Genomic DNA, 23,971 nt, shown 5'->3' with positions numbered 1-23,971 from the left:
GTCATGGGCACTTCGCTCTATCTCCGCGACCATGCCTTTTTGAAGGCCTATTCAAAAATCCCCGCATGATGTACTTTGTCAAATGCAAAGAAGTCACGGCGGAAGACTCTATACCTTGCTCACGACCGTCATGGCACCCCTCTGCTGCGTCTCCCGTGCCTCGACCCGACCCCGATCGACCCGACGCTACGGCCTGTGCCGCTGCGGGACGTACCAGCGGATTCGCGCATTCAATCGTTTCGGAGTTCGCCCATGTCCCTGACCATCGACCCCTGGTCCTTCCCCGCGGCCGAGCTTGACCCCAAAGGGGAGGGGGAAAAGTCCATCGTGCTGGGCGGCGGCTGCTTCTGGTGCGTGGAGGCCGTGTTCAAGGAGCTGGACGGGGTGACGAACGTCCGCCCGGGCTATGCCGGTGGCACCGCGGCGACGGCGGACTACAAGACCGTCTGCACCGGCCGCACGGACCACGCCGAGGTGGTGGAAGTGGTCTACGACGCAGGCCGCATCGGCCTCGGCGAGATCCTGAAGGTGTTCTTCGCCATCGCCCATGATCCGACCCAGGTGGACCACCAGGGCAACGATGTGGGCCGGCAATACCGCTCGGCGATCTTCTATGCCGACGATATGCAGCGCGAGGTGGCCGAACTCTACATGGACCAGATCGAGCGCGCGGGCGTGTTCGATGCGCCGCTCGCCACCGAGCTTGTGCCGCTGGAGGCGTTTTACGTCGCCGAGGACTATCACCACGACTACGCGGCGCGGAACCCGGATCAGCCCTATATCCACGCCGTGGCCCAGCCCAAGATCGAGACGATTCAGGCGTATAAGGAGCATCAGGACGAGGAGGTGCAGTAATGGCCGCACATTCCGGCTCGGGATTTGATTTGGTCCCTCCGTCCCCGGAGCAGCGCAAGCTGTTAGAAGCGGATCTGACGGCCGAAGAAGCCAATGTGCTGCTCCGTCACGCCACGGAGGCGCCGTTCTGTGGCGCATTCCTGGACGAGAAGCGTCCGGGGGTCTTCACCTGCCGGCTCTGCGGCCTGCCACTGTTCCTGGGCGGGCAAAAGTTCGAAAGCGGCACCGGCTGGCCGAGCTTCACGGCGCCCTTCGACGACGATCACTTGCGTGAAGAGCGTGACTCAAGTTACGGCATGGCGCGTACGGAGCTTCTCTGCGCCCGCTGCGGCAGCCACCAGGGGCACGTGTTCCCCGACGGCCCGCCGCCCACGGGCCTGCGCTACTGCATCAACTCCGTGTCTCTGGACTTTACGCCCGAGGGCGAGCCGCTGCCCGACAAGCTCGGCCGTGGTGCCCCGGAGGGCGAGCCCTGGCAAGGGGGATAGGCTGCGTGGCGGATTGCGCTCCACGCCATGCATGCCTCGCCGCGCGACTCACCTAGAGAGCCTCGAGGCTCGGGCGTCACCGGCGAGTGAGCGCTGACGCGGTCAAAGTGGCTTTCCAGCAGGAGACATAAAGATGGCGAAGACGGAAACGGCGATTCTCGCGGGCGGGTGCTTTTGGGGCACGCAGGACTTGATCCGCAAACTGCCGGGCGTAACGGCCACGCGCGTAGGCTACAGCGGCGGCGACGTTCCGAATGCTACATACCGCAATCACGGTTCGCACGCGGAAGCGATCGAAGTGGTCTTCGAGCCGGCCAAGCTCTCTTACCGGGAGCTTCTCGAGTTCTTCTTCCAGATCCATGACCCGACGACCAAGAACCGGCAGGGCAACGATATCGGCACATCATATCGCTCCGGCATCTACTACCTGTCGGACGAGCAGCGCCGAGTCGCCGAGAAGACGGTCGCCGACGTGAACGCCTCCGGCCTCTGGCCGGACCCCGTCGTTACCGAGGTGCGGCCGGCCGGTCCGTTCTGGGAGGCCGAGCCGGAGCATCAGGATTACCTGCTGCGTTATCCCGGCGGCTACACGTGCCACTATCCGCGGCCGGACTGGAAGCTGCCGCGGCGCGCGAACGCACGGACGGCTTGACGAATGAGCTCGGCCAAGCGCGAGCAGCCGACGGTGCTGCGTTGGGATGACGTCGTCGAGCTCGTCCGTCGCGGTAACGTCGCGCCGCCGCCGCGCGTCACCTTTCCATTCCCGCAGAAAGGCAGGCCAGCCGGAGCTCATGCCGATGTGGGGGCCGGACAGAGTGCCAACCTCGTTTCTCATACGAGCGCGGCCAAGCTGTTAGGCGACTTGGTGTCGGGCGTCTCGGCGATCGCGGCACCAGTGCAGGAATGGGCAGCGGCGCACGAGCGGCCGTCGTGATTGTAGGTCGCTGGGACAGGTTCTTGCCACGGAGGGTAGGCGACATTTCGATGTCGATCGCCGACTTCGTGCGAATGCACGCCGCGGGATTCGAGGAGGGAGGAAGCCCAGCATGACGGGACGCTACCTAGAGGAGTTCGCGCCGGGGCAGAAGTTCGCCTCCGGGCAGTTGAAGGTCGATCGCGAGCGAATCAAATCCTTCGCCGCCGAATTCGATCCCCAGCCGTTTCACCTCAACGAAGAGGCCGCCCGAGGGTCAGTTTTCAAGGGCTTGGCCGCGAGCGGCTGGCATACTGCGGCGATGACCATGCGTCTGCTCGTGGAGAGCGAGCTGAAGCCCGTGGGTGGCATCGTCGGCGTCGGATTCGACGAATTTCGCTGGCCGAACCCCGCACGACCGGACGATACCTTGCATCTAGACATCGAAGTGCTCGAGGTACGGCCTTCCAAGTCGCGCCCCGATCAAGGCGTCATCAAGGTGAAGACCACGACGCTGAATCAGAACAACGAGCCGGTGCAGGTCTCCGTGGGAAACCTCATCGTCCGGCGTCGGCTCGCTTCGACGGGCTGAGAAGCCAGATCCGCGGTGGCGCAGCGTGGACCCGGCACCGGACGAGCTCTCTTCCTCGGCAGCGGTGAGTGAAAACGCGCTGCTGCTCGACGAGCGCCTACCGCTCCTCATGGTCCAGCACAGGCCTTCTTAGGCGGAGGCTCCACCTGGGCGGAGCCGCCGTGGATTTCGCAAAGGTTGTGCGCAAAGCGCTTGGAGTAGAAGCAAATGAGGCCAGTCGCGAGGACCTGGTAGCTTTGAAGCGCCATGAAGACTGGGTCGCGCGTGAGGATAGCGTAGGTAAGCAAGAGAACTGCAGCCACCACCCAGATGGCATAGGCACCAAAGCTTATGCCTGCAGAACACTTCTCACGAACGAGGTGGGTGATCTGCGGTAGATACGCAACGATCACGAGGGCTGTACCGACATACCCGAACCAGTGGATCGACATCGTGCCTCCCGAGGGGTTGCGGACGCCACGTCCGATCTCCTCGATCGACAGACTATACTACGAATTCGACTGCTCTCTTCCTCCCACGGCTGCGTGAAGGGTTCTCGACAGAAGGACCAGAGCATTCCGGCGCACCGAGACCGCCAGGCAACGTGGTGAATGTACCCCTTGCGGGCCGTGTCAGCCGTTTACCCGCTTCGCGGCGTCCGGAAACTGGTCGCGGACCAGATTGAGCTCGATCCCGTGCTCCAAGAGTGCCTTCAAGCCGGCCAGGACGATCGTGAAGCCGGGGGATAGGGATTTCAAGCGGCCACTTCGAGGTATCGCGTGGGCTTCCCTGCCCTTCCCGCACGCAGCGCCTGTCCCAGTACCAGAACGGCTTCGCGGAGCGCTCGCCGTTGACTCGGCGCCGGATGAGGCTCGCGACATACGTCCCCCCTTGGATCGCGACCTGTGCAACGCCGGAAGCAACTCCGGCGTGTGTGTCGCGAATTACAAATTCTAGGAAAAATTCCATGCTGATTTCAGTCTTGTGAATCATAGCCAAGCTGCTTAGGTAGTGGCATGCGAGAGCGACAAACAAGATCTACCGCATCCGGGAGTTACCGGATGTTGTAGACTCGCAGTTTATTCCAGTATTAGATTCAACAGGGCTGTTCTTGGACCAGGAAGGATTCGGGGTTTCTGCTCAACCATTCCTTCGTAGCGTCTATACGGGGTCGCGCGTGACACGCCGCAAATGCATGGATGGATTTGGTGCGACATTAAACCTTTCCGCGTTTGGCCGCGGAACTCGGCAAGCAGGCCGCGCGCGGCATGATCCTGGACGGCGAGATCGTGGCCTTCGCCGAGTGATACTCAAGCGATATTGAAGGGTTTCGAAAACATAACCACCTCTCACGTCGAATCTTTAGCTTCCCTAGCCAGGTACTCGACTTTGTAACGTGCTGGGCGAACGTGAATTTTTTGCAGAACGAATTTTCTTGCGTGACGAAATTTATTCATTCCATATCGCAAAAAACACGTTAACTGATTGATTTGATGGCGCGCCCGGAGGGACTCGAACCCCCGACCCCCTGATTCGAAGCCAGGTACTCTATCCAACTGAGCTACGGGCGCACGGATTGGTCTAGGCGATGACGTTACCGCAAGGCTTCGGCAGCAGGCGATAACGAGGCAAGTATACGATTATCCATGTTCCCGGCCAATATCACGATGTCCTAGCTTTAGCGGGTAACGTACAATTGCGATACTTGAATCGACACTGTGTGATATTACCCAGGCCCGATCGTTGTTACGCCGGAGGTCAGAACATGAACCAACTTTTTCGCACCAAACCGACGACCGTACACGACTTTGCCGAGAGCGGCCTCAAGCGATGTCTTACCGCGTTCGATCTCACCTTGCTCGGTATCGGCGCCATCATTGGCGCCGGCATCTTCGTGCTGACCGGACGGGCCGCGGCCACCGACGCAGGGCCGGCTATCGTTCTATCGTTCGTGATCGCCGGGATTGCCTGCACCTGCGCGGCACTCGCCTACGCCGAGCTCGCCTCTAGCGTCGGTGGCGCCGGCTCGGCTTACGCTTACGGTTATGCCGGGCTCGGGGAGTTCCCGGCTTGGGTCATCGGATGGATGCTGATCCTCGAGTATACGGTCGCGATTTCCACCGTCGCGGTCGGTTGGTCGGGGTATTTCAACAACGGGCTGCAGGTGTTATTCGGCGCCGGTCTCGTGGAAACTCTGCTGCATGGTCCGTGGGAGAAGACCAGCGGCGGGGGAACCGGGATCGTCAACTTGCCGGCGCTCGCCATTGTCGCCACGCTCGGCGTGCTGCTCGCCAGGGGCGCTAAGATCAGCGCCCAGTTCAACGCGGCGATGGTATTCGTGAAGATCGCGGCCATCCTGTTATTTCTCGCGGTTGCGATCGGCCACCTTGAGCCATCCAACTGGAGCCCGTTCATCCCCGCGCCGGTCACCGACCCCGACGGGGCTACGCACTTCGGATGGCCGGGTGTGCTGACCGGCGCGGCCACCATCTTTTTCGCCTATATCGGTTTTGACGCGGTATCGACCGCCGCCGAGGAGTGCGAGAACCCGCAGCGCGATCTGCCGATCGGTATTATCGGCTCGCTCGCGGTTTGCACCGTGCTGTACATTGCCGTATCCGGGGTGTTGACCGGCATCGTGCCCTACGCCGAGCTTAAGACCGCCTCGCCGGTGGCCAGCGCGCTGCTCAAGGTTGGCGAAGAGTGGGCGGCCGGTCTGGTTGCGTTCGGCGCCATCGCCGGCCTCACCACGGTCATGCTGGTGCTTTATTTCGCCATCACGCGGATCCTGTTCGCGATCTCGCGCGATGGACTGCTGCCGCCCTTCTTCTCGCACATCAGCGAGCTGACCAAGAGCCCGGTGCGCGTCATCGTCATGATAGGGGCGATCATGTGCGGCCTCGCGGGCTTCCTGCCGCTCGACCAGCTCGCGGAATTGACGAACATCGGCACCTTGGGCGCGTTCGTGGTGGTGTGCGCCGGAGTCATCACATTGCGCCGCACGCAACCGGACCTGGCGCGAGGATTTCGCACGCCCTTTGGCCCCGTTATCCCCCTGCTCGGTATCGGCTTTTGCCTGTGGCTCATGGCCAGTCTGAGGGTTGAAACTTGGCAAGCCTTCGGGGTGTGGTTGATCGCGGGATTGGTCGTCTACTTCAGCTACTCGATGCGTCACAGTAAATTAGCAGGGGTGACAACACGACCCTAGCTTAAGGTGGGATCAGCGCGCGCCGGCGCCACGCGAGTGAAATTCGACCTTCACGTCTCATCGGGTTCTTGGGTTGCAAACGAGATGTTGATCAGGCGCAAGCGGCGCGCCGCATCCAGAACCGTCACCACCGCTTGATGCGTGGCCTTGGCATCCGCGCTGATGACGATCGTCGGGTTTTTCATGCCTTTCGCGGCTTTGCCAAGCGCTTGCTCGATCGTGGCGAGCTTGGCATCGACCAAAAGCTCTCCGTTTACATTACAGTGACCGTCGGCGTCTAAAGTGACCTCGATCGCCTTATCTCGATCACGTTCCTCGTTTGTCGCTGCTTCGGGCAGGGTTAACGACAGTTGCGATTTCACGACAAAGGTCGTTGAAACCATGAAGAAGATGACGAGAAAAAGCAGTACATCGATTAACGAGATGAGATTGATTTCAACGTCATCTGGACGCGAACGTTTCAGCTTCATCGCCCCATCCCCAGGTAATTGAGATCCGCGCCTTCCCGATTGCCATGGATCACCTCGACAAGTTTCAATGCCTCTTGCTCCATGGTGACGACGAGCGCATCGATTCGCCCGCGCAAATACCGGTAAGCCATCAGCGCCGGGATCGCTACCATCAACCCGGCCGCCGTGGTGATCAACGCTTCGGCAATGCCACCGGAGACCACACCCGGATCGCTCACACCGTGTTCGCTGATGGCTGAAAACGCCCGGATCATACCGGTCACCGTGCCCAGCAAGCCGAGCAAGGGGCTCACGGCGGCGATGGTGCCGAGCGTATTGAGATACCGTTCCAAGTCATGCACGACGTGGCGGCCTACGTCTTCTATGCTTTCTTTCATTACTTGCCGGTCATGGCGCAAGTGCATGAGGCCCGCCGCAAGGATACGCCCAAGGGGCGAATGCTTCTTTAAGCTCTGAATACGCTTAGCATCCAAATGGCCGTGCTTAAACCATTGCCACACCTGCGCGACCAGGTTAGGGGGGGTCACGCGTTTTGTCTGTAAGGTCCACAAACGCTCAGCCACGATCGCGAGCGCGACCACCGAGCACGCAATGATGGGCGCCATCACCCAGCCACCCGCTTTGATCAACTCAAACACGTTACTCTTATCCCCCGCTGAGTTCAGGTATAATGCTAAAAGACAATATCAGATTAACGCAGATTAACGCGATCCCGGCGAAGTAGCTTCAGTCACAGTGAAACATGATGAGGGCCCTTATAAAACGCGGTTTCGTGCTCCTGTTACTCGTCGTTTCCCTCGGCGCTTGTCAAAACTTTTCACGCATTTCGATCGACAGCCTGCTTGGCGAAATCCGTGACCCCCCTGCGCCGCCGGACGTTGCACAACAGCAAGCTCCGGCCACCCCCGAGCCGCCGGTGCGCCAAGACACCTTTATCCTGGCGGACGACTCTGACGTCATCGGGGAATTGTATGTCATTACCGCACGTGAAGAAGATACCTTTGTCGATCTCGCGCGCAAGTACGACCTCGGATACAACGAGCTCCGCGATGCCAACCCCGGCGTCGATCCTTGGCTTCCGAAGGAAGGTACGCATGTGATCTTACCCGCACGCCATATCCTGCCCGACGCCCCGCGCGAAGGCGTCGTGCTTAATCTTTCGGCCTTGCGTTTGTTTTTCTTTCCGAAGCGCAAACCCGCGGAGCCGCGGATCGTCGTCACCCATCCCATCGGTATCGGTCGTGAGGATTGGCCGACGCCGCAAGGCGCGACGACCGTTGTACGCAAAGTCGCCAAACCGAGTTGGCACGTCCCCGCATCGATTCGCGCCGAACACGCGGCGAAAGGCGATCCCTTGCCCGCGGTGGTACCGCCCGGGCCGGACAACCCATTGGGTGAGTTTGCCCTGCGGCTCGGGTTTGAGAGTTATCTGATTCACGGGACGAATAAACCCGCCGGAATCGGTATGCGCGTAAGCCACGGCTGCATTCAACTGTTCCCCGAAGACATTGATACCCTGTACAAAGACATACCGATCGGTACTCCGGTGCGGATCGTGAACCAGCCGTATCTCGCGGGTTGGCGCGATGGAATCCTATATGTTGAAGCGCATAAACCCCTGGACCCGAAGCGCGGCGTGGCCGCTCTCCAAGAACAACTGCGAACCCGGCTCGACAAGATAGCGTCCGAGCGCGGGGTTATCGATTGGCCGCGGATCGACAAGCTGGTCGATCTCGGCCGCGGTCTTCCTTTACCGGTCGAACGCAATCAGCCCGATATCGGGAGCGCCCTCACAGCCATTCCGGCGTGGGCGGCTGCGCAACCAATCCAGACGGCCCCAGCCATCGTCCCGAGCCGTCCATGGTACGTCCAGGCGGGAAGCTTTAAGAATCAGCACACCGCCCGCCGCGTATCCGCGATCATCGCGCACCTAGGCCCGCCGATCCCCGCCCGAGCCGTGGCTAACCGGGGCTATCACCAAGTCTTAGCCGGTCCCTTTGACAGCCGGGCGGAAGCCGAAGCCAACGCGAGACGCATCGAAGCAAGCCTCGGCACAGAGACTCTCGTGGTCGACCCGGGTATTTAGCCGCACCCGCACTTTTCTTACGCATCGTGTGGCGGATCAGCGCCGGCGCTAGAATTTCGAAAACGACCCTAGGAGTACAGCGAATGAAATTGCACCTCATGTTCTTAGTTGGATTACTCGCCGGCCAAACGGCATCGGGTGGCGCTCCGGATCACGGCGCTCATGACGACGGGCAAGCAGCGACCCACCATGGCCACCACGATTCGGCGCATGGCGCCGGCAACCGGGCGGTAGGACAACCGGGACATCCAGATCGCATCGACCGGAGCATCGCAGTAATCGCCTCCGACACGATGCGCTACGACCCGCCGGAGATTACAGTCAGGCCCGGTGAAACCATCCGCTTCGAGGTAAAAAACGACGGGAAGTTACGCCACGAGTTCACGATCGGCGATGCAACAGAGCAGCGCGCGCACTCGGAGATGATGAAGCGCGATCCCGACATGGTCCACGATGATGCGAATACGATCACCCTCGAAGCCGGCGAAAGGAAAACTCTCGTTTGGCAGTTCGGCGAGGCGGGCGAGCTCGAAATCGGTTGCCACGTTCCAGGTCACTACGAAGCCGGAATGCTCGCGCGCGTGCGGGTGATCGCCTCTAACAACTCTCAGTGAAGCGGCGCGGGCGGTTTGAATAAGGTGACGAAATTGCGAGTCGTCGCCGCGAATACTTCCTGTGCCGGTATCCCCTTCAACTCGGCGATATATTCCGCAACATAGCGTACGTACGCCGGTTGATTGCTCTTGCCACGATGCGGTACGGGCGCCAGATAGGGGGCATCGGTCTCCACGAGCATTCGTTCGAGCGGCATGCGCCGGGCGACTTCTTGGACGGACTTGGCATTCCGGAAAGTCACGATCCCCGAGAACGAAACATAGAAGCCGAGATCCATTGCTCGCTGAGCGGTTTCCCACGTATCGACGAAACAATGCATCACACCGCCCGCGGCATGAGCGCCGTCTTGGTGCAGGACCTTGAGCACATCCTCGGTGGCCTCGCGGTTGTGAATGATGAGCGGTTTGCGCAGCGCCTTTGCAACCGCGATATGGGTTCTGAACCGATCGCGCTGCCACGCGAGATCGCCCTCACTGCGATAGTAATCCAATCCCGTCTCCCCGATGGCGATAACACAAGGGTCGGCCGCGAGCGCCGCCAGTTCGTCGAACCCCGGTTCGATCGTGGCCGCGGTATTGGGGTGCATGCCGACCGAGGCAAAGACTCCCTGATGGGTTTTTGCCAACTGAATGATGTGGGGGGCGGTTTCAAGATCAACCGAAACACATAGGAGACGGTCGACACCTTCACGCTTGGCTGCCGCAACGACTTGCTCCGTACTACCGTGATGCTCGCGATCGAGCAGCGTTAGGTGACAATGGGAATCGACAAGCATTGACTTCGAGCGTATGGACGGTCGTCATTCGTCAAACAAGCCGGCTGTACTCTTTTCACAGTCGGGGGCGCTGGCCAGCATTGCAAGACAGGGCCGTTGCCGGAAATTCCGAAGTTGGTTGCGCGTTACACTACATCGTATGCGTCTGCCGATCGGACTTCAAGGCTGTTGCCAGCAAGGTTTCAATTTTGCTGCGCGTCGCGCCCTTGTCTGCGTCACTGATTTGCACGCCGATCCCCGCGGTTCGATTACCTTGCGCGGAAGCCGGGGTGATCCATACGACGCGTCCGGCGACCGGCAAGCGCTCTTTGCCGTCCAGTAAGTTTAAGATCATGAAGACTTCATCACCCAGGCTGTAAGCCTTCGTCGTCGGAATAAACAAGCCCCCGTTTCTTATGAACGGCATATAGGTGACATAAAGGGCGTGCGTGTCACGGAGTGTCAGCGACAGAATTCCCTGATGGACGTCTTTTGCCGGTACGCTCATGCTGATAGGTTAGGGATGCAATAAACTACACCAATTAATCGTTAATTCCTCAAACACATTGTGTGCTGAAATATTCCGCTCACTATTCAATAGCTTCTTGCAGTGGAGCAATCGATCATAGGCAGCGAATAGATCCCGCGTTTTAAGCTGTTCTGAAATCGCTCTCAGCTGCGATTCTTCGCCGGCAGTGGCGATTTTTCTTGCGCCCTGCGCGCATTTGAGGACCGCCAGGTCCGCGAAAAGTTTAAATAAGCTTCCGCTGGTAAACTCGGGATCTCCCCGGGACCAATCTTGGGCTACGGCCACCGGATCGACCAGCCCGCTCACTAGGGCTTGAAAGGTCTCAAGAATCGCCGCGCTATTGTTATGCGCCCCCGCTTCCCATAACTCCAAAGCCTTCAGTGGACCGTTATCGGCCATTTCGAGCAAGAGTTCAACCACCTCCGCATCCGGAATCCGTATCCGCAACCAGGCCCGGCCTTGCGCCCGGGGGGAAACAAAGAAGTCGATACGCTGGCAGCGGCTGGTGACCGTCGCCGGTAAGCGGCGTGACTTCTCTGTCACCAACAAAATCACCGATTGCGGCGGCGGCTCTTCCAATACCTTTAACAGGGAATTCGCCGCATTGCGGTTCATCGCATCGGCGGGATCGATCACGACGACCTTAAATGGGCCGAACAGGTTTCGCATCCCGACGAAATCAGGCACGGCGCGAACCTGATCGATTTTAATCACAGCGCTCTTCGCTTCTGGAGTGATCCGATAATATTCGGGATGATTTCCCGAGGTAAAGAGAACACAGCTCTTACACTGACCGCAAGGCTCGCCTTCCCCGTTGGGACCCGCGCACAGCAACGATGCGGCGAGCGCGCGCGCGAATTCCGAGATCCCCATTCCGCACATCCCGCGAATCAAGACCGCATGGGGCATACGTTGGGCGCTGCGAAGCTTCCATAGCCCGCGCCACTGCTCGGTCTGCCACGTGAATGGAGGGTTCACGGCGAGCCGAGCAAGCGTCCCAGTTGCGTTCGGATTTCGTTTGCTACCGCTGCGGGAGCAGCCGTAGCGTCGACTACGCGGATACGCTCTGGCGCACGCTGGGCGAGATCCAAGTAGGCCTGTCTGACGGCCTCAAAGAATCCGGCCGCCTCCGATTCGAACCGGTCAGGCGTCCCATCTCGCCGCCGCGCGCGGTTCAGGGCCATGGGTACGGGCGCATCCAGTAACAGGGTAAGGTCCGGCCGTAAGGCTCCTTGAACCAGATCCTCCAACACTGCGATGCGCGCCCACGGTACGTTGCGGCCTCCTCCCTGATAAGCATAGGAAGCCTCCGTAAAGCGGTCGCTGACCACACATTGGCCGCTTACAAGTGCAGGTTCTATCAGCTTGTTCACATGCTCAGCTCGCGCCGCGAACATCAGAAGGAGCTCAGTCTCAGGTTCCATCGGCGTCGGCGAAGGCTGTAGCAATACGCTTCGGATCGCCTCACCGACAACCGTGCCGCCCGGTTCCCTTGTCTCGATTACAATTCGCCCCTGCCCCCGGAGGTAAGCCGCGACGGTCTTGACCTGTGTCGATTTTCCCGCGCCTTCAATTCCTTCAAGGGTAACGAAAAGCCCCCGGTTGCTACGCGGCACGGTAGCAGTCATCGCACATCTTTTCGACCGGCGATCTGATACCGAGCGATAGCTTGCTCATGCTCCTCGAGGGTGCCCGAGAAATGATGGTGGCCGTCTCCCTTGGCGACAAAATACAGCGCGGCGCCGGCCGCGGGGTGCAACACCGCGCGAATGGATTCGGCCCCAGGCAAGGCGATCGGCGTGGGTGTCAGCCCCAAATTGCGGTAGGTGTTGTAGGGGCTATCGATGCTCAGATGACTGCGTTTCAAATCGCCGGCAAAGGTGTCACCCAAAACGTAGATGACCGAGGGGTCCGTTTGTAGTGGCATGCCACGCTCCAAGCGCCGCAAGAATACCCCGGCGATTTCCGGGCGTTCCGATGCAATAGATGTTTCTTTCTCGATCATCGAGGCCATGATCAGGACCTCGTAGGGGGTTTTGTAAGGTAATCCTTTGTCGCGCGCGGACCATTCACGATGAAGCAACTCTTCCATGCGCCGATAGGCGCGTTGCAGTAGTTCCGAATCCGACGTACCCGCCGTGAAGTAATAGGTATCCGGGAAGAATAAACCCTCGGGATCCCGGCCCGCGAACCCGAGGCGTTCCATGATCCGCTGGCGATCGAGGCCCGCGAGTGTCTGCAACACCTTCGGATGCTCCGTGAGCGCGTCGCGGACCCTATCGAAGGTCCAGCCTTCAATCAGCGTAACTTTGTGCTGAATGACGCGGCCGTTGACAAGATCGTCGAGAAACCCGCGCGGTGTCATACCGGGCATAACCCAGTACTCTCCCGTCTGGATGTTTTTAGCCTTACCGGAGGAACGCGCTATCCACGCGAAGTAATGGGAGGACGACAGGACTTTCATGGAATCCAAATCTTCCCCGATCGATTCAACGGTGGCTCCCGGGACAACGGTATACTCGATCGGTTTGCCGACCACGAAAATAGCGCGATCGGACCACGCCGACAGGTCGCGCCAGTATCCCAGCGCAACGATGCCCAGCGCGGCAGTACCGAGAACCATAAGTTTGATAGCTGTCGAAGGCATCGCCGTGTGAAATCTAATCAATGTATGTCTCACGGGATAGGGCGATTTCCCGTACCAAATGCCCGGCTTCGAAAAGGCGCTTGCGGCGCGCGATGACCTGTGCGATAGGCCAAATCCCGATCACGCTATTGCATATAAACACGTGGTCGGCGCACCACAATTCGTTTAAGCGCATGGCTTTGACCCGCGTCTCGACACCGAGCCGCTTTGCCGCCTCGACGATCACGCCGCGCATGATGCCGCATACCCCCGCCACAGAGAGATCCGGGGTGAAGAGTTTTCCGCCTCGCACCAGAAATAAATTGGACATCGTGCCTTCCGTTAGAAAACCGGCCGTATCCAGCATTAGGCCCTCTGCAATCGCAGGGTCATCCCACTCGCTACGGGCCAGGACCTGTTCCAAGCGATTGAGATGCTTGACACCGGCCAGGCTCCGGTTGCGTGCGAGGCGCGTCGTGCAGAGGCGGACCGTGATCCCGTGTTGCCAATAATGCTCCGGATATTCTGGCCACGCGTAAAGTGCCCAGATCCGCGTGGGCATGGCAGGAATAGCGGCGCGATAACCGCGCGTACCGATTCCCCGCGTCAGGATTAGCTTTAGGACCCCGCGTTGCACGCCATTGCGGCATCCGTGCGCCTCCTTTAGAAGCAAGGGCTCCTCGGGCCGCGGAAAGCCTAAACGCTCGCAGCCCAGGACCAGGCGTGTGTAATGCCGGTCCCAATAGCTGAGCGTGCCGTTGACGATCGCCAGGGTTTCGAACAGACCGTCGCCATAGTGCAGGCCGCGATCGGACGCGTTAACGCAAGCATCCGGTAGCCCGTTGACCAGGATCGCCAGCGGGCCCGGGGACACTGCTTGTTCGTTCAACGATTATCCGTCCCGAGGGCGAAGGCGCGGTGTACTAAGGAAACGTGTCTCCGAACAAAACCGAGCTTAGAACGCACCCGCGGGCGAATCACACCTTACGAAAAACGAGTGTCCCGTTGGTGCCTCCGAATCCAAACGAATTCGAAAGCACAGTCGTTAATCTCATCGGTCTCGCTTCATTGGGAACGTAGTCGAGATCACACTCGGGATCGGGGGTAAACAGGTTAATCGTAGGCGGTGCCACTTGATCGCGAAGCGCCAGAATGGAGAAGATCGCCTCTACCCCTCCCGCGGCGCCTAACATGTGCCCCACCATCGACTTCGTGGAGCTGACAGCGAGTTTGTAGGCGTGATCTTTACACACCAATTTGACCGCGTCCGTTTCCGCCTTATCCCCAGCCGGCGTGGAGGTGCCGTGGGCATTGATATAATCGATTTCGTTCGAGTCGATAGCGGCGTCCCTTAGGGCGAGCTGCATGCAGCGCGCCGCACCCTGCCCTCCGGGAGAAGGGGCCGTCATGTGATAAGCATCGGCATTGATGCCATACCCGGTGATCTCGGCATAAATTCGGGCCCCACGCCTCTTTGCATGTTCGTACTCTTCAAGCACGATCACGCCGGCCCCATCGCTCAGTACGAAACCATCTCGGTCGCGGTCCCAGGGGCGGCTCGCGGTTTCCGGATCGTCGTTGCGGGTCGATAATGCCCGGGCTGCGCAGAATCCCCCGAGTCCCGTAGGCGTCGTCGCCATTTCCGCGCCTCCCGCCACCATCACATCGGCATCTCCGCGTTCGATGATCCTGGCGGCATCGCCGATGCAATGCGTGCCCGTGGAGCATGCCGTGACAATCGCGAAGTTCGGGCCTCGCAACCCGAATTTAATCGACAGGTTACCGGCGATCATATTGATGATGTTGCTCGGGATGTAAAAGGGTGAAATCTTCTTCGGCCCACCATCCTCGATCATCAGCCGGCCCTGCTCTATTCCCCACAAGCCACCGATGCCGGCGCCGATCGCGACGCCAATGCGATCGGCGTTTTCTTCCCGTACCTCGACGCCGCTATCCTGAAACGCTTGGATCCCCGCCGCGAGGCCGTAGTGCATGAAGGGGTCCATCTTTTTCACATCTTTGGGCGAAATGTAGTCCGTCACGCTGAACTCGTTGATGGTCCCGCCAAATCTCGTCGAAAAACCAGACACGTCGAAATGCAAAAGAGGTCTGATACCGCTCTTGCCCGCAAGAATGTTATCCCACGCGGCTTTGACGGTATTACCCACTGGACAGATGACACCCAATCCAGTTACTGCGATTCGACGTCTAGTCACTTTATTTCACCTTTTTCGGTCCTCATAGAAAAGCCAAAGGCCGCGATAAGAGAATCAATCACGCGGCCTTCTAGCCGAGCATTATCGGGAAGATGTCAAGCTACATGCCGAGTCACGTAATCAATGGCTTGCTGTACAGTAGTAATTTTTTCCGCCTCCTCGTCCGGGATCTCGGTCTTGAATTCTTCTTCCAGCGCCATCACCAGTTCTACCGTGTCAAGTGAGTCCGCTCCCAGATCGTCGACGAACGATGCTTCGTTGGTGACTTCTTCCTCTTTGACACCGAGTTGTTCGACAACGATCTGCTTGACGCGCTCTTGTATATTACTCATAGCAAGGAATTCCTCCCCTCGTATAAAACCGTTGACCAACGGTGGATGTTAGTTTAGTAGAAATGAGGCAACTTGCAACTAAGGTTAATGTTATTTGTAACTATTATTTAATAACATCATATAACTAATAAATTTTATATACTTATACCATGTACATTCCACCGTTGATATGCAGTGTTTGTCCGGTAATATAACCCGCCTCCGGTGAGGCGAGAAATTCCACCGCGGCGGCTACCTCCGTCACGTTTCCTAAACGCTGGAGCGGAATGCTGCACAGCAGGCGCGCTCGCTGTTCCGCAGACAAGGCCCGGGTCATATCGGTGTCGATAAAACCCGGCGCCACGGCATTTACGGTGATCCCCCGCGATGCCACTTCGCGCGCCAGCGCCTTGGTAAATCCGATGATTCCCGCCTTGGCCGCCGCGTAGTTGCATTGGCCCGGATTGCCGGTGACCCCCACGACCGAGGTGATGTTGATGATCCGGCCATCCCGCGCCTTCATCATCCCGCGCAAACATGCTTTCGAGAGCCGATATACGGAGGTCAAGTTGACATCGAGCGTCGCGTACCATTCTTCATCCTTCATGCGCAGGAGTAAATTGTCACGCGAAATCGCGGCATTATTCACCAGTATGGTCGGTACACATTCACTCTTCGCTAGCTCGGCCATCATCGCCTGAATGCTTTCGGGTTTTCCCACGTCCAATAGCAGCGCTTTTCCTGTTAGCTTATTATTGTTCAATGCCTTATAGATATTTTCTAATCCCTCCTCAGAGGTTGCGGTCCCGATGACATAGGCCCCACGGCGGCCGAGACTCAGGGTGATGGCCTGACCGATCCCACGACTTGCGCCCGTGACAAGCGCAACCTGCATGTCCGAAGTCATCGTAAAACTATTCGTCTGAACTGAGTCGCGTGACGCGTGTCCAGGCTAGGGACACCCAATATAAGCGTCAGTATTTCAATAACGTTGCGCCCCAGGTAAAACCGCCGCCAAAGGCTTCCAATAGCAGTGTCTCGCCCCGTTTAATCCGCCCGTCGCGCACTGCGGTATCGAGCGCCAGCGGAACCGAGGCAGCGGACGTATTGGCGTGTTCATCCACCGTCATGACCACGCGGCTTAATGGGAGTCGAAGCTTCTTTGCGGTGGCAACGATGATGCGCGCATTCGCCTGATGGGGCACCAACCAATCGATGTCCCCGGGCCGTAAGTTATTCGCTTCCAAGACCTCATCCACGATTCGGTCGAGCGCTTTAACCGCCGCCTTAAAGACCTCGCCGCCTTGCATCTTAACGTAGGCCTCGCCATTGGCGAGGTGTTTAAAACCTTGAGATACGCCCGCGGGGACATGCAGTAAATGCTCGAAACGCCCATCCGAGTGTAAATGCGAGCTGAGCACGCCGGGCTCCTCACCGGCCTCGATCACCACCGCCCCGGCGCCGTCGCCGAACAAAACGCAGGTGCTCCTGTCGGTCCAATCGATGATGCGCGAAAACGTCTCCGCGCCAACCACGAGCGCGCGCTGCGCCGTGCCACATTTAATAAATTTATCCGCGACATCGAGCGCATAAATAAACCCGGTACACACCGCCTGTATATCGAAGGCCGCGCCGCGAGACATCCCCAGGCGTCCTTGCAGCAAACAGGCGGTACTGGGAAAGATCCGATCCGGGGTCGTGGTCGCCAACACGATTAAGTCGAGATCGCTAACCGCGACACCGGCCGCTTCGATAGCCAGGCGCGCCGCCCGCTCGGCAAGATCACAGGTGCTTTCACCCTCCGCGGCGATATGCCGCTTACGAACGCCGGTCCGCGCCACGATCCACTCGTCGCTGGTGTCGATCATGCGCTCCAGATCGGCATTGGTCAGGACGCGTTCCGGCAAATACGCGCCGGTACCGATGATTCGGGAATACCTCAAACGGCCCGCCTCTGATCGAAGATGAGTTCGAGGTCTTTGCTGATAAGGTCGGGTACGCGCTTCTCTACCTCCAAGACGGCCTCGTCTATGGCGTATGCAAACGAGACTTGATCGGCGCTGCCGTGACTCTTGATCACAATCCCCCGCAAACCGAGTAAGGTCGCGCCATTATAGCGCCGCGGGTCGATCCGGCGCACGGCCGCTTTCAATACCGGTCCCGATACCCATGCGGCCAGGCGGGTCAAAGGGGTGCGTAAGAATTCTTCTTTCGCGAAATGCAAAAACATGCGGCCCGCGCCTTCGCTCGCCTTGAGCGCTATGTTGCCGACGAATCCGTCACACACGATCACATCCACCGACCCTTTGAAGACGGCGTCGCCTTCCACAAAGCCGACATAGTTCAGATTGCTCTGCGATATCAACATGGCCGCCTGCTTAACCCGTCCGTCTCCCTTTGCTTCTTCCTCGCCCACATTCAGTAGCGCCACGCTCGGCGCCGGTTTATTTTCCACGGCGCTCGTCAGAGCGGCGCCCATCAGTGCGAATTGCAGCAGTTGCTCGGGGCTCGAATCCACGTTTGCTCCCAGATCGAGCACATGCGAATGGCCCTGCATGGCCGGTAAGGCGCAGCAGATCGCCGGCCTATCGATCCCCGGGAGCATCTTTAACACAAACCGAGCCTTGGCCATCAGCGCTCCCGTGTTACCGGCGCTCACACACGCATCGGCCTCGCCTTCTTTAACCAGGTCGATCGCCACGCGCATCGAAGAGTCTTTTTTCGTGCGCAGGGCCTGTGATGGCGACTCATCCATTTCCACCTGCTGTGTGGCATGGCGAATCGAAACCCGCGTACTTGGAACTCCTTGCTCGGCACTCAAGGCCTTGGTCAGGATAGCCTCGTCGCCGACAAGAACTACATGTAAATTCGCGTGCTTGCGTAAGGCTGCTACCGCGGCCGGAATCACGGCCGGCGGTCCATGGTCCCCACCCATCGCGTCGATTGCGATTCGCATCTCGTTCCCCTGGGTCTACGGCGTAGAGCTATGCCCTGTCAGGGTGCGCGGCGGATCGCGCGAGAGCGCGGATGTACACCACGCGTTCCCAAGGAAGTCCGGTCTTCAGTTGCTCAGAGGTTGTGAATAAATCTGCTGCGCATCCCGATCGCGGCGTCGCGTGCTCGTTCGCTCCTCGCCTATCTAGTTGATATGTCTCGTCGCTCGCTCCGCGGCTCCTGGCGCTCGGGGCTGCTCGCGACGATTTATTCACAACCTCTCAGGCCTCCTTCTCTTTCTTGATCGAATGGATGACTTTTTTCCCGCGATAATACCCATCCGGGCTAATGTGATGACGCCTATGAACTTCACCGCTTTGCGGCTCGATGGAGAGCGCTGGCAGCGTCAGCTTGTCATGTGAACGGCGCATATCGCGTCTCGATGCGGACTTGCGATTTTGTTGTACGGCCATAGGTCTGTTTCCGTTAGTTTGAATGTTAATGCCCGCGCAAAAGCTCCGACGCCTCCGCGAGCGGACTTTTACTCGATTGTGTGGTCACAGTCGCGCTGCACCGTCCTTCGGGATGCATGGGCGCCATCGGGAGCGCGAGTATCAGCTCGTCTTCGATGACTTCAAGAAGCGACGTGGGCCCCCGCGTCATGTGTACGATCTCATAATCGTCTTCCGGTTCAATCTTGTCTGCCTCCTCGACGAATTGCAGTTTCAGCCCCGAGCGTATCGGCAGCTCCATCGGCTCCATACAGCGCTGGCAGCGGACGGTAAGCATCCCCGACACCTCACCCTGCGCGCGATGCAGGCCCTGTTCATTGTCGAAAAACGCCGCCTCGACCGCGACGGATCCATCGCGGGTTTCGATCCACTCCGCGAGACGCGCCATGTTCGCGAGCCGCATCAGGCCACGTAAGCGGCACCCCTGCCGAGCGAGCCGCGCCGGATAAATATACTCAGGAAGCTCATCCATTAGAACACATTATATTGCAGTTTGAATGAGCGGAAGAATATCGGGCCCTGCGTCACTCGGGGGTCCGAGGCTCGTTGCGACACGCTCGTCACGCGATGCGGAGCGGTTATCGAAAGGTAACACGCCGCCCGCCATCGGCTTTCAAACACCTTGCAGTAGACTCAATATTTTCCTAATCTTCGCGCAGTTTTTCACGGGAATGCAAGAGATGGAGTTTAACGCCGTCGCGCGCTTTATACGGCAGCACTTTCGGCATTTCAATGCCGCCGCATTAGTGGATGCCGCCGCGGGTTACAACAAGCACCTGGAGGGAGGCGGGTACATGCTGCTTACGCTCGCCGGCGCCATGAGCACGGCCGAACTCGGCTTGTCGCTGGCGGAAATGATCCGCCGCGGTAAAGTACATGCAATCTGCTGCACGGGCGCGAATTTAGAAGAGGACCTCTTCAACCTCGTGGCCCATGAGCACTATGTCCGTATTCCCCACTATCGCGACTTGACCCCCGCGGACGAATGTTCACTCTTGGAACGCCATTTAAACCGCGTCACCGACACCTGCATTCCGGAATATGAGGCGATCAGGCGTATCGAGGCCGCGGTCCTTAGCGAATGGACCGCGGCTGACCGGTCCGGCCGGCAACGTTTTCCCCATGAATTTCTGTATCGCATCCTGCGCGAAGAGCGCTTGAAAGCTGCTTATCAAATCGACCCCAAAGACAGTTGGCTGCTGGCGGCGGCGCAAAAAAACCTGCCCATCTTTGTTCCCGGTTGGGAGGATTCGACGCTCGGTAATGTTTACGCCGCGCACTGCATTCGAAAGGATATAAAAAACGTCCATACCGTGCGCACCGGGATCGAATACATGATCGCGCTCGCGGCATGGTATCAGAGCACCGCGGCTGAGCATTCCGTCGGCTTTTTCCAAATCGGCGGCGGAATCGCGGGGGACTTTCCCATCTGCGTCGTGCCCATGCTGGAGCAGGATTTACAGCTAAAGGACATACCGCGCTGGGGTTACTTTTGCCAGATCAGCGATTCCACGACCAGTTTTGGGTCCTACTCGGGCGCCGTTCCAAATGAGAAAATCACCTGGGGGAAATTGGCTGTGGAGACACCGAAATATATCATCGAGTCGGATGCCACGATCGTCGCGCCACTCATCTTCGCCAGCGTGCTGGCGAACTGCGGCTAAAGCCTAACGACTGATCCTGAGGAATTGCTATGCGTTCCGTCAAAGAGCTTGAGTCAACGACTGAGGCCGCCGCCGCGGACGGACGTGCTGATTGGACCGTCGAGGATGCGGAGGAATTGTACCGCGTTAAGGCTTGGGGTGATTCGTTTTATTTCATCAAGGAGGACGGTCACGTCGCGGTAAGACCCCTGCACCAACAGTCCCTGTCGATCGATATTTATGCTGTGGTCCAAGATCTGCGGCAGCGTAATGTTTCTTTCCCAGTTTTGATTCGCTTCCAGGATGTCCTCCAATCCCGTGTCGTACGCTTGAACAAGGTCTTTATCAAGGCCATCCGTGATTCCGGATACCGCAACCGGTATCAAGGCGTATATCCAATAAAAGTCAACCAATTACACGAGGTCGTAGAGGAAGTGCTTGAGGCTGGGCGCTCCTATGGGATGGGACTCGAGAGCGGATCCAAAGCGGAGTTGGTGGCGGCGCTTCCCCATCTCGAACAGGACGGGGCGTTATTGATCTGCAACGGCTATAAAGACGAGATGATGCTCCGGCTCATCCTCTCCGGCCAGCAGATTGGTCAAAACGTCATCCCGGTCATCGAGAAGTACGGGGAGTTCGAGCATCTGCTTCGCGTTGCCCAGGCAATGAGCGTGCGGCCCCGCTGCGGGGTGCGGGTACGTCTCGGGACCAGCGGATCGGGGAAATGGGCCGAGTCGGGAGGCGATCAATCGAAGTTCGGCATTTCGATTCCGGAGCTGCTCACGCTGATTCAACGGTTGAAAGAAACCAACCATACCGATGCGCTGGTGCTGCTGCATTTCCACCTCGGAAGCCAGATCTCCGATATCCAGATCGTCAAGCAAGCCGTCAAGGAAATCACCCAAGTCTACGCCCAGCTTCTCAAGCGCGGCGTACCGCTTCAGTACCTGGATGTCGGCGGCGGTTTGGGGGTTAATTACGGCGCAGGTTATTCGGGCGATCACGAAGGTGTCAATTACGCGCTGCAAGAATACGCCAACGCGGTGGTCTACTCCGTCAAGGAAGTCTGCGACGAGGAGCAGGTGGTGCATCCGATTCTGATTTCGGAAAGCGGCCGGGCCATTACCGCGCATCATTCGGTATTGATCGTCGAGGCGCTAGGCAGTTATAACAAGGACCTCGTGGATCCGGCATTCACCCCGCCGGCGGATATCAACCCGACGGTCCGCGAACTGTATGAAATCCTCGGCAGAATAAAAGACGCCGCCAATCGCAGAGACAAGCGGCAGTTAGCGGATTTACGCGAGGCTTTCCACGACGCGGTCGAAAAACGCCAGGAAGCGGATACCTTGTTCGGTCTAGGGTATCTCCCGATCGAAGAAAAGGCACTGGCCGAACGGCTGTATTGGTCCGCCTGTAAGGCGATACACGAGCGGATCGAGCGCCTTGCGCCGGAGTCGGTTCCCACTGAACTGCTCGCGCTCAACGACCATCTCGTGGATCAATACCTGTGCGATTTCTCGGTTTTTCAGTCCATTCTCGATCATTGGTCGATAGGACAAGGATTCCCGATCATGCCGTTGCGATTTTTGAATGAACGTCCTGACCGCCGCGCCGTGCTCGTAGACCTCACCTGCGATTCGGACGGCAAGGTGTCCCATTACGTTTCATCAAATTCCGACAAGCGGTTTCTCGAAGTCCATGATCTCGTAGGTAAGGAACCTTACTATTTCGGGTTTTTCCTCATGGGTGCCTATCAAGACATCATGGGTGATTCGCACAACCTCTTCGGCCGCGTCGCCGAGGCCCACGTGTATGCAGACGCCGAAGAGCCCGCGGGTTATTACATCGAGAAGATCATACCGGGCACCTCGATCCAGGACCAGCTAGCCTTGGTTCAATACTTCCCAAACGATCTCCACCGCCGGATGAATAATCTCATCCGCCAAAAGATCGAGAAGGGGATCATTCGCCCCAAGGCCGGCGTGGAGCTCCTGGAGCAATACATGGAGTGCTTCTCGCAAAGCACTTATTACAAGCCAGTGGACTGATCATCGATCCAGATAAGCCTCCGGTGCATCCCATCAAGACCCTCAATCTCGGTCTCATCCAGATGCGCTGCGGTGAAGATCCGAGCGCCAACCTTTCCAAGGCTTTGGCGATGACGCGCCAAGCGGCCGGGCAAGGCGCCGATATCGTCTGTCTGCCGGAGTTATACCGTTCCCGCTATTTCTGCCAGACCGAGGAGCACCGATTCTTCGCTTTGGCCGAACCGGTGCCGGGCCTCTCGACCGAAGCGTTCTCGGCGCTGGCAAAGGAACTCGAGATCGTCGTGATCGTGAGCCTTTTCGAGCGCCGCGCGCCCGGTCTCTACCACAACACCGCGGCCGTGATCGATGCGGACCGCGGGGTCCTTGGAACCTACCGGAAAATGCATATTCCCGACGATCCGCGTTATTTTGAAAAATTTTACTTTACACCGGGGGATCTGGGCTTTCTCGCCTTCCGTACCTCGCGCTGCCGCCTCGGTGTCTTGGTCTGCTGGGATCAGTGGTACCCCGAGGCCGCGCGGCTGACCGCGCTCCGCGGCGCCGAGATCTTGTTCTACCCCACGGCGATCGGATGGCATCCGGAGGAAAAAGAGACTTACGGCGTGCAACAACACCAGGCCTGGGAGATCTCGCAGCGCGCCCACGCCATTGCCAACGGATGTTACGTCGCGGCGGTTAACCGCACCGGGTTCGAGCCGACGCCCGGGGCGTCCGCCGCGCACGGCATCGATTTTTGGGGACAAAGCTTTGTGTGCGCCCCGAGCGGGGCCGTACTCGCGCGCGCGCCGGCTGCCGAGGAAAACATTCTTGTCACGCCGATCGACCTCGGCCAGACGGAGCAAGCCCGTATACACTGGCCTTTCCTGCGCGATCGGCGCATCGATGCCTACGGTGATCTGAGCCGCAGGTTCATCGACCCCTAACATCATAGATCGCAAACCCGAGCCGGGAGGGACTGATGATTCTTGGCAGTGTCTTGACGCGTCAGTCCAGCGCCACGCGCCACTGCAACAGCACTTGACCGATTTCCGGATCACCGGTGCCCGCGCCGCCGAAAAGGTCTAATTAGGTTGTTCAGTAAACCACCGGCTCTGCCGGTGAGACTTGAAAAGGCTATGCCGTTCGTGCAATAGAAAAGAGACGATTCCTCCCGAGGTAAGCCCCGAGGGCAAGGAGGAATCGTCATGCG

General features: G+C 58.7%; 27 protein-coding genes, 1 tRNA gene and 1 pseudogene. 11 read left to right on the top strand and 18 right to left on the bottom strand.

The annotated features are described in order from the left end of the window. The first annotated feature begins 252 nt into the window (after positions 1 to 252). From msrA (M3436_09955) to M3436_09935, 5 genes are all read left to right on the top strand, one after another. Complete coding sequence (gene msrA / locus M3436_09955; GenBank protein MDQ3564441.1) at positions 253 to 855, top strand: peptide-methionine (S)-S-oxide reductase MsrA; 603 nt, start codon at positions 253 to 255, stop codon at positions 853 to 855. After that, positions 855 to 1,343, top strand: a complete 489-nt coding sequence (gene msrB / locus M3436_09950; protein ID MDQ3564440.1) for a peptide-methionine (R)-S-oxide reductase MsrB — start codon at positions 855 to 857, stop codon at positions 1,341 to 1,343. The genes msrA (M3436_09955) and msrB overlap by 1 nt, the downstream gene beginning before the upstream one ends. 133 nt (positions 1,344 to 1,476) lie before the next feature. After that, a complete protein-coding gene (msrA, locus tag M3436_09945) occupies positions 1,477 to 1,995 on the top strand; it encodes a peptide-methionine (S)-S-oxide reductase MsrA (protein ID MDQ3564439.1) in 519 nt (172 codons plus the stop codon). A 3-nt stretch (positions 1,996 to 1,998) separates the two neighbouring features. Continuing rightward, positions 1,999 to 2,277, top strand: coding sequence for a hypothetical protein (locus M3436_09940; GenBank protein ID MDQ3564438.1), 279 nt, complete (start codon positions 1,999 to 2,001; stop codon positions 2,275 to 2,277). A gap of 112 nt (positions 2,278 to 2,389) precedes the next feature. Continuing rightward, positions 2,390 to 2,848, top strand: coding sequence for a MaoC family dehydratase (locus tag M3436_09935; GenBank protein ID MDQ3564437.1), 459 nt, complete (start codon positions 2,390 to 2,392; stop codon positions 2,846 to 2,848). Positions 2,849 to 2,955: 107 nt separating this feature from the next. Here M3436_09935 and M3436_09930 read toward each other — a convergent pair whose 3' ends face one another. The 3 genes and pseudogenes from M3436_09930 to M3436_09920 all read right to left on the bottom strand — a co-directional run bounded on the left by M3436_09930 (position 2,956) and on the right by M3436_09920 (position 4,398). Then, positions 2,956 to 3,279: a PQ-loop repeat-containing protein gene (locus tag M3436_09930; GenBank protein MDQ3564436.1), complete on the bottom strand. Its 324-nt coding sequence runs from the start codon at positions 3,277 to 3,279 to the stop codon at positions 2,956 to 2,958. Positions 3,280 to 3,459: 180 nt separating this feature from the next. After that, a pseudogene (locus M3436_09925) lies at positions 3,460 to 3,573 on the bottom strand (hypothetical protein). 748 nt (positions 3,574 to 4,321) lie between these two features. Continuing rightward, positions 4,322 to 4,398, bottom strand: a tRNA-Arg gene (locus M3436_09920). Positions 4,399 to 4,592: 194 nt separating this feature from the next. On the opposite strand from M3436_09920, the gene M3436_09915 reads away from it, so the two are divergent. Next, on the top strand, positions 4,593 to 6,035 hold the full coding sequence (locus M3436_09915) for an amino acid permease (GenBank protein MDQ3564435.1): 1,443 nt from the start codon (positions 4,593 to 4,595) through the stop codon (positions 6,033 to 6,035). 50 nt (positions 6,036 to 6,085) lie between these two features. Here M3436_09915 and M3436_09910 read toward each other — a convergent pair whose 3' ends face one another. Both M3436_09910 and M3436_09905 read right to left on the bottom strand, forming a co-directional pair. Next, on the bottom strand, positions 6,086 to 6,505 hold the full coding sequence (locus M3436_09910) for a biopolymer transporter ExbD (GenBank protein MDQ3564434.1): 420 nt from the start codon (positions 6,503 to 6,505) through the stop codon (positions 6,086 to 6,088). Beyond that, positions 6,502 to 7,143 (bottom strand): MotA/TolQ/ExbB proton channel family protein, encoded by a 642-nt coding sequence (locus tag M3436_09905; GenBank protein MDQ3564433.1) that lies wholly within the window; start codon positions 7,141 to 7,143, stop codon positions 6,502 to 6,504. The genes M3436_09910 and M3436_09905 overlap by 4 nt, the downstream gene beginning before the upstream one ends. A 104-nt stretch (positions 7,144 to 7,247) precedes the next feature. Here M3436_09905 and M3436_09900 point away from each other — a divergent pair, with 104 nt between their 5' ends. After that, entirely contained in the window at positions 7,248 to 8,591 is a 1,344-nt protein-coding gene (locus M3436_09900) for a L,D-transpeptidase family protein (protein MDQ3564432.1), read from the top strand. Between the two features lie 83 nt (positions 8,592 to 8,674). Further along, on the top strand, positions 8,675 to 9,205 hold the full coding sequence (locus M3436_09895) for a cupredoxin family protein (protein ID MDQ3564431.1): 531 nt from the start codon (positions 8,675 to 8,677) through the stop codon (positions 9,203 to 9,205). Here M3436_09895 and M3436_09890 read toward each other — a convergent pair. From M3436_09890 to M3436_09830, 13 genes are all read right to left on the bottom strand, one after another. Further along, positions 9,199 to 9,981, bottom strand: coding sequence for a TatD family hydrolase (locus M3436_09890; GenBank protein MDQ3564430.1), 783 nt, complete (start codon positions 9,979 to 9,981; stop codon positions 9,199 to 9,201). The two genes, M3436_09895 and M3436_09890, sit on opposite strands and share 7 nt — an antisense overlap. Before the next feature lie 130 nt (positions 9,982 to 10,111). Further along, a complete protein-coding gene (locus tag M3436_09885; GenBank protein MDQ3564429.1) occupies positions 10,112 to 10,468 on the bottom strand; it encodes a PilZ domain-containing protein in 357 nt (118 codons plus the stop codon). A 9-nt stretch (positions 10,469 to 10,477) separates the two neighbouring features. Then, entirely contained in the window at positions 10,478 to 11,467 is a 990-nt protein-coding gene (gene holB, locus M3436_09880; protein ID MDQ3564428.1) for a DNA polymerase III subunit delta', read from the bottom strand. Next, positions 11,464 to 12,117 (bottom strand): dTMP kinase, encoded by a 654-nt coding sequence (gene tmk, locus M3436_09875; GenBank protein MDQ3564427.1) that lies wholly within the window; start codon positions 12,115 to 12,117, stop codon positions 11,464 to 11,466. Before tmk ends, holB begins: the two co-directional genes overlap by 4 nt. Beyond that, on the bottom strand, positions 12,114 to 13,136 hold the full coding sequence (mltG, locus tag M3436_09870; GenBank protein ID MDQ3564426.1) for an endolytic transglycosylase MltG: 1,023 nt from the start codon (positions 13,134 to 13,136) through the stop codon (positions 12,114 to 12,116). The genes tmk and mltG overlap by 4 nt, the downstream gene beginning before the upstream one ends. 13 nt (positions 13,137 to 13,149) lie before the next feature. Then, complete coding sequence (gene pabC, locus M3436_09865) at positions 13,150 to 14,004, bottom strand: aminodeoxychorismate lyase (protein MDQ3564425.1); 855 nt, start codon at positions 14,002 to 14,004, stop codon at positions 13,150 to 13,152. Positions 14,005 to 14,092: 88 nt separating this feature from the next. Further along, positions 14,093 to 15,331, bottom strand: coding sequence for a beta-ketoacyl-ACP synthase II (fabF, locus tag M3436_09860; protein ID MDQ3564424.1), 1,239 nt, complete (start codon positions 15,329 to 15,331; stop codon positions 14,093 to 14,095). A 95-nt stretch (positions 15,332 to 15,426) separates the two neighbouring features. After that, positions 15,427 to 15,663: an acyl carrier protein gene (gene acpP, locus M3436_09855; GenBank protein MDQ3564423.1), complete on the bottom strand. Its 237-nt coding sequence runs from the start codon at positions 15,661 to 15,663 to the stop codon at positions 15,427 to 15,429. Positions 15,664 to 15,805: 142 nt separating this feature from the next. After that, positions 15,806 to 16,549 carry a 3-oxoacyl-ACP reductase FabG gene (gene fabG, locus M3436_09850; protein ID MDQ3564422.1) on the bottom strand — a complete coding sequence of 248 codons (744 nt, stop codon included), beginning with the start codon at positions 16,547 to 16,549 and terminating at the stop codon, positions 15,806 to 15,808. 67 nt (positions 16,550 to 16,616) lie between these two features. Then, positions 16,617 to 17,585, bottom strand: a complete 969-nt coding sequence (locus M3436_09845) for a ketoacyl-ACP synthase III (GenBank protein ID MDQ3564421.1) — start codon at positions 17,583 to 17,585, stop codon at positions 16,617 to 16,619. Then, positions 17,582 to 18,598 carry a phosphate acyltransferase PlsX gene (gene plsX, locus M3436_09840; GenBank protein MDQ3564420.1) on the bottom strand — a complete coding sequence of 339 codons (1,017 nt, stop codon included), beginning with the start codon at positions 18,596 to 18,598 and terminating at the stop codon, positions 17,582 to 17,584. The genes M3436_09845 and plsX overlap by 4 nt, the downstream gene beginning before the upstream one ends. Positions 18,599 to 18,857: 259 nt before the next feature. After that, positions 18,858 to 19,049 carry a 50S ribosomal protein L32 gene (gene rpmF / locus M3436_09835; protein ID MDQ3564419.1) on the bottom strand — a complete coding sequence of 64 codons (192 nt, stop codon included), beginning with the start codon at positions 19,047 to 19,049 and terminating at the stop codon, positions 18,858 to 18,860. A 25-nt stretch (positions 19,050 to 19,074) separates the two neighbouring features. Beyond that, entirely contained in the window at positions 19,075 to 19,560 is a 486-nt protein-coding gene (locus M3436_09830) for a YceD family protein (GenBank protein MDQ3564418.1), read from the bottom strand. Positions 19,561 to 19,768: 208 nt separating this feature from the next. Between M3436_09830 and M3436_09825 the strand changes: the two genes are divergently transcribed. The 3 genes from M3436_09825 (at position 19,769) to M3436_09815 (ending at position 23,705) form a co-directional block, all read left to right on the top strand. Further along, positions 19,769 to 20,752 (top strand): deoxyhypusine synthase family protein, encoded by a 984-nt coding sequence (locus M3436_09825; GenBank protein MDQ3564417.1) that lies wholly within the window; start codon positions 19,769 to 19,771, stop codon positions 20,750 to 20,752. Positions 20,753 to 20,781: 29 nt separating this feature from the next. Beyond that, entirely contained in the window at positions 20,782 to 22,782 is a 2,001-nt protein-coding gene (gene speA / locus M3436_09820; GenBank protein ID MDQ3564416.1) for a biosynthetic arginine decarboxylase, read from the top strand. Positions 22,783 to 22,844: 62 nt separating this feature from the next. Further along, the gene (locus M3436_09815; protein MDQ3564415.1) at positions 22,845 to 23,705 is read left to right on the top strand and encodes a carbon-nitrogen hydrolase; all 861 of its coding nucleotides are present in this window, start codon (positions 22,845 to 22,847) and stop codon (positions 23,703 to 23,705) included. Positions 23,706 to 23,971 lie beyond the last annotated feature (266 nt).

The sequence above is a fragment of the Pseudomonadota bacterium genome, from assembly GCA_030859565.1.
Taxonomy (GTDB): Bacteria; Pseudomonadota; Gammaproteobacteria; order JACCXJ01; family JACCXJ01; genus USCg-Taylor.
This window is presented reverse-complemented; position numbering and strand designations above follow the sequence as displayed.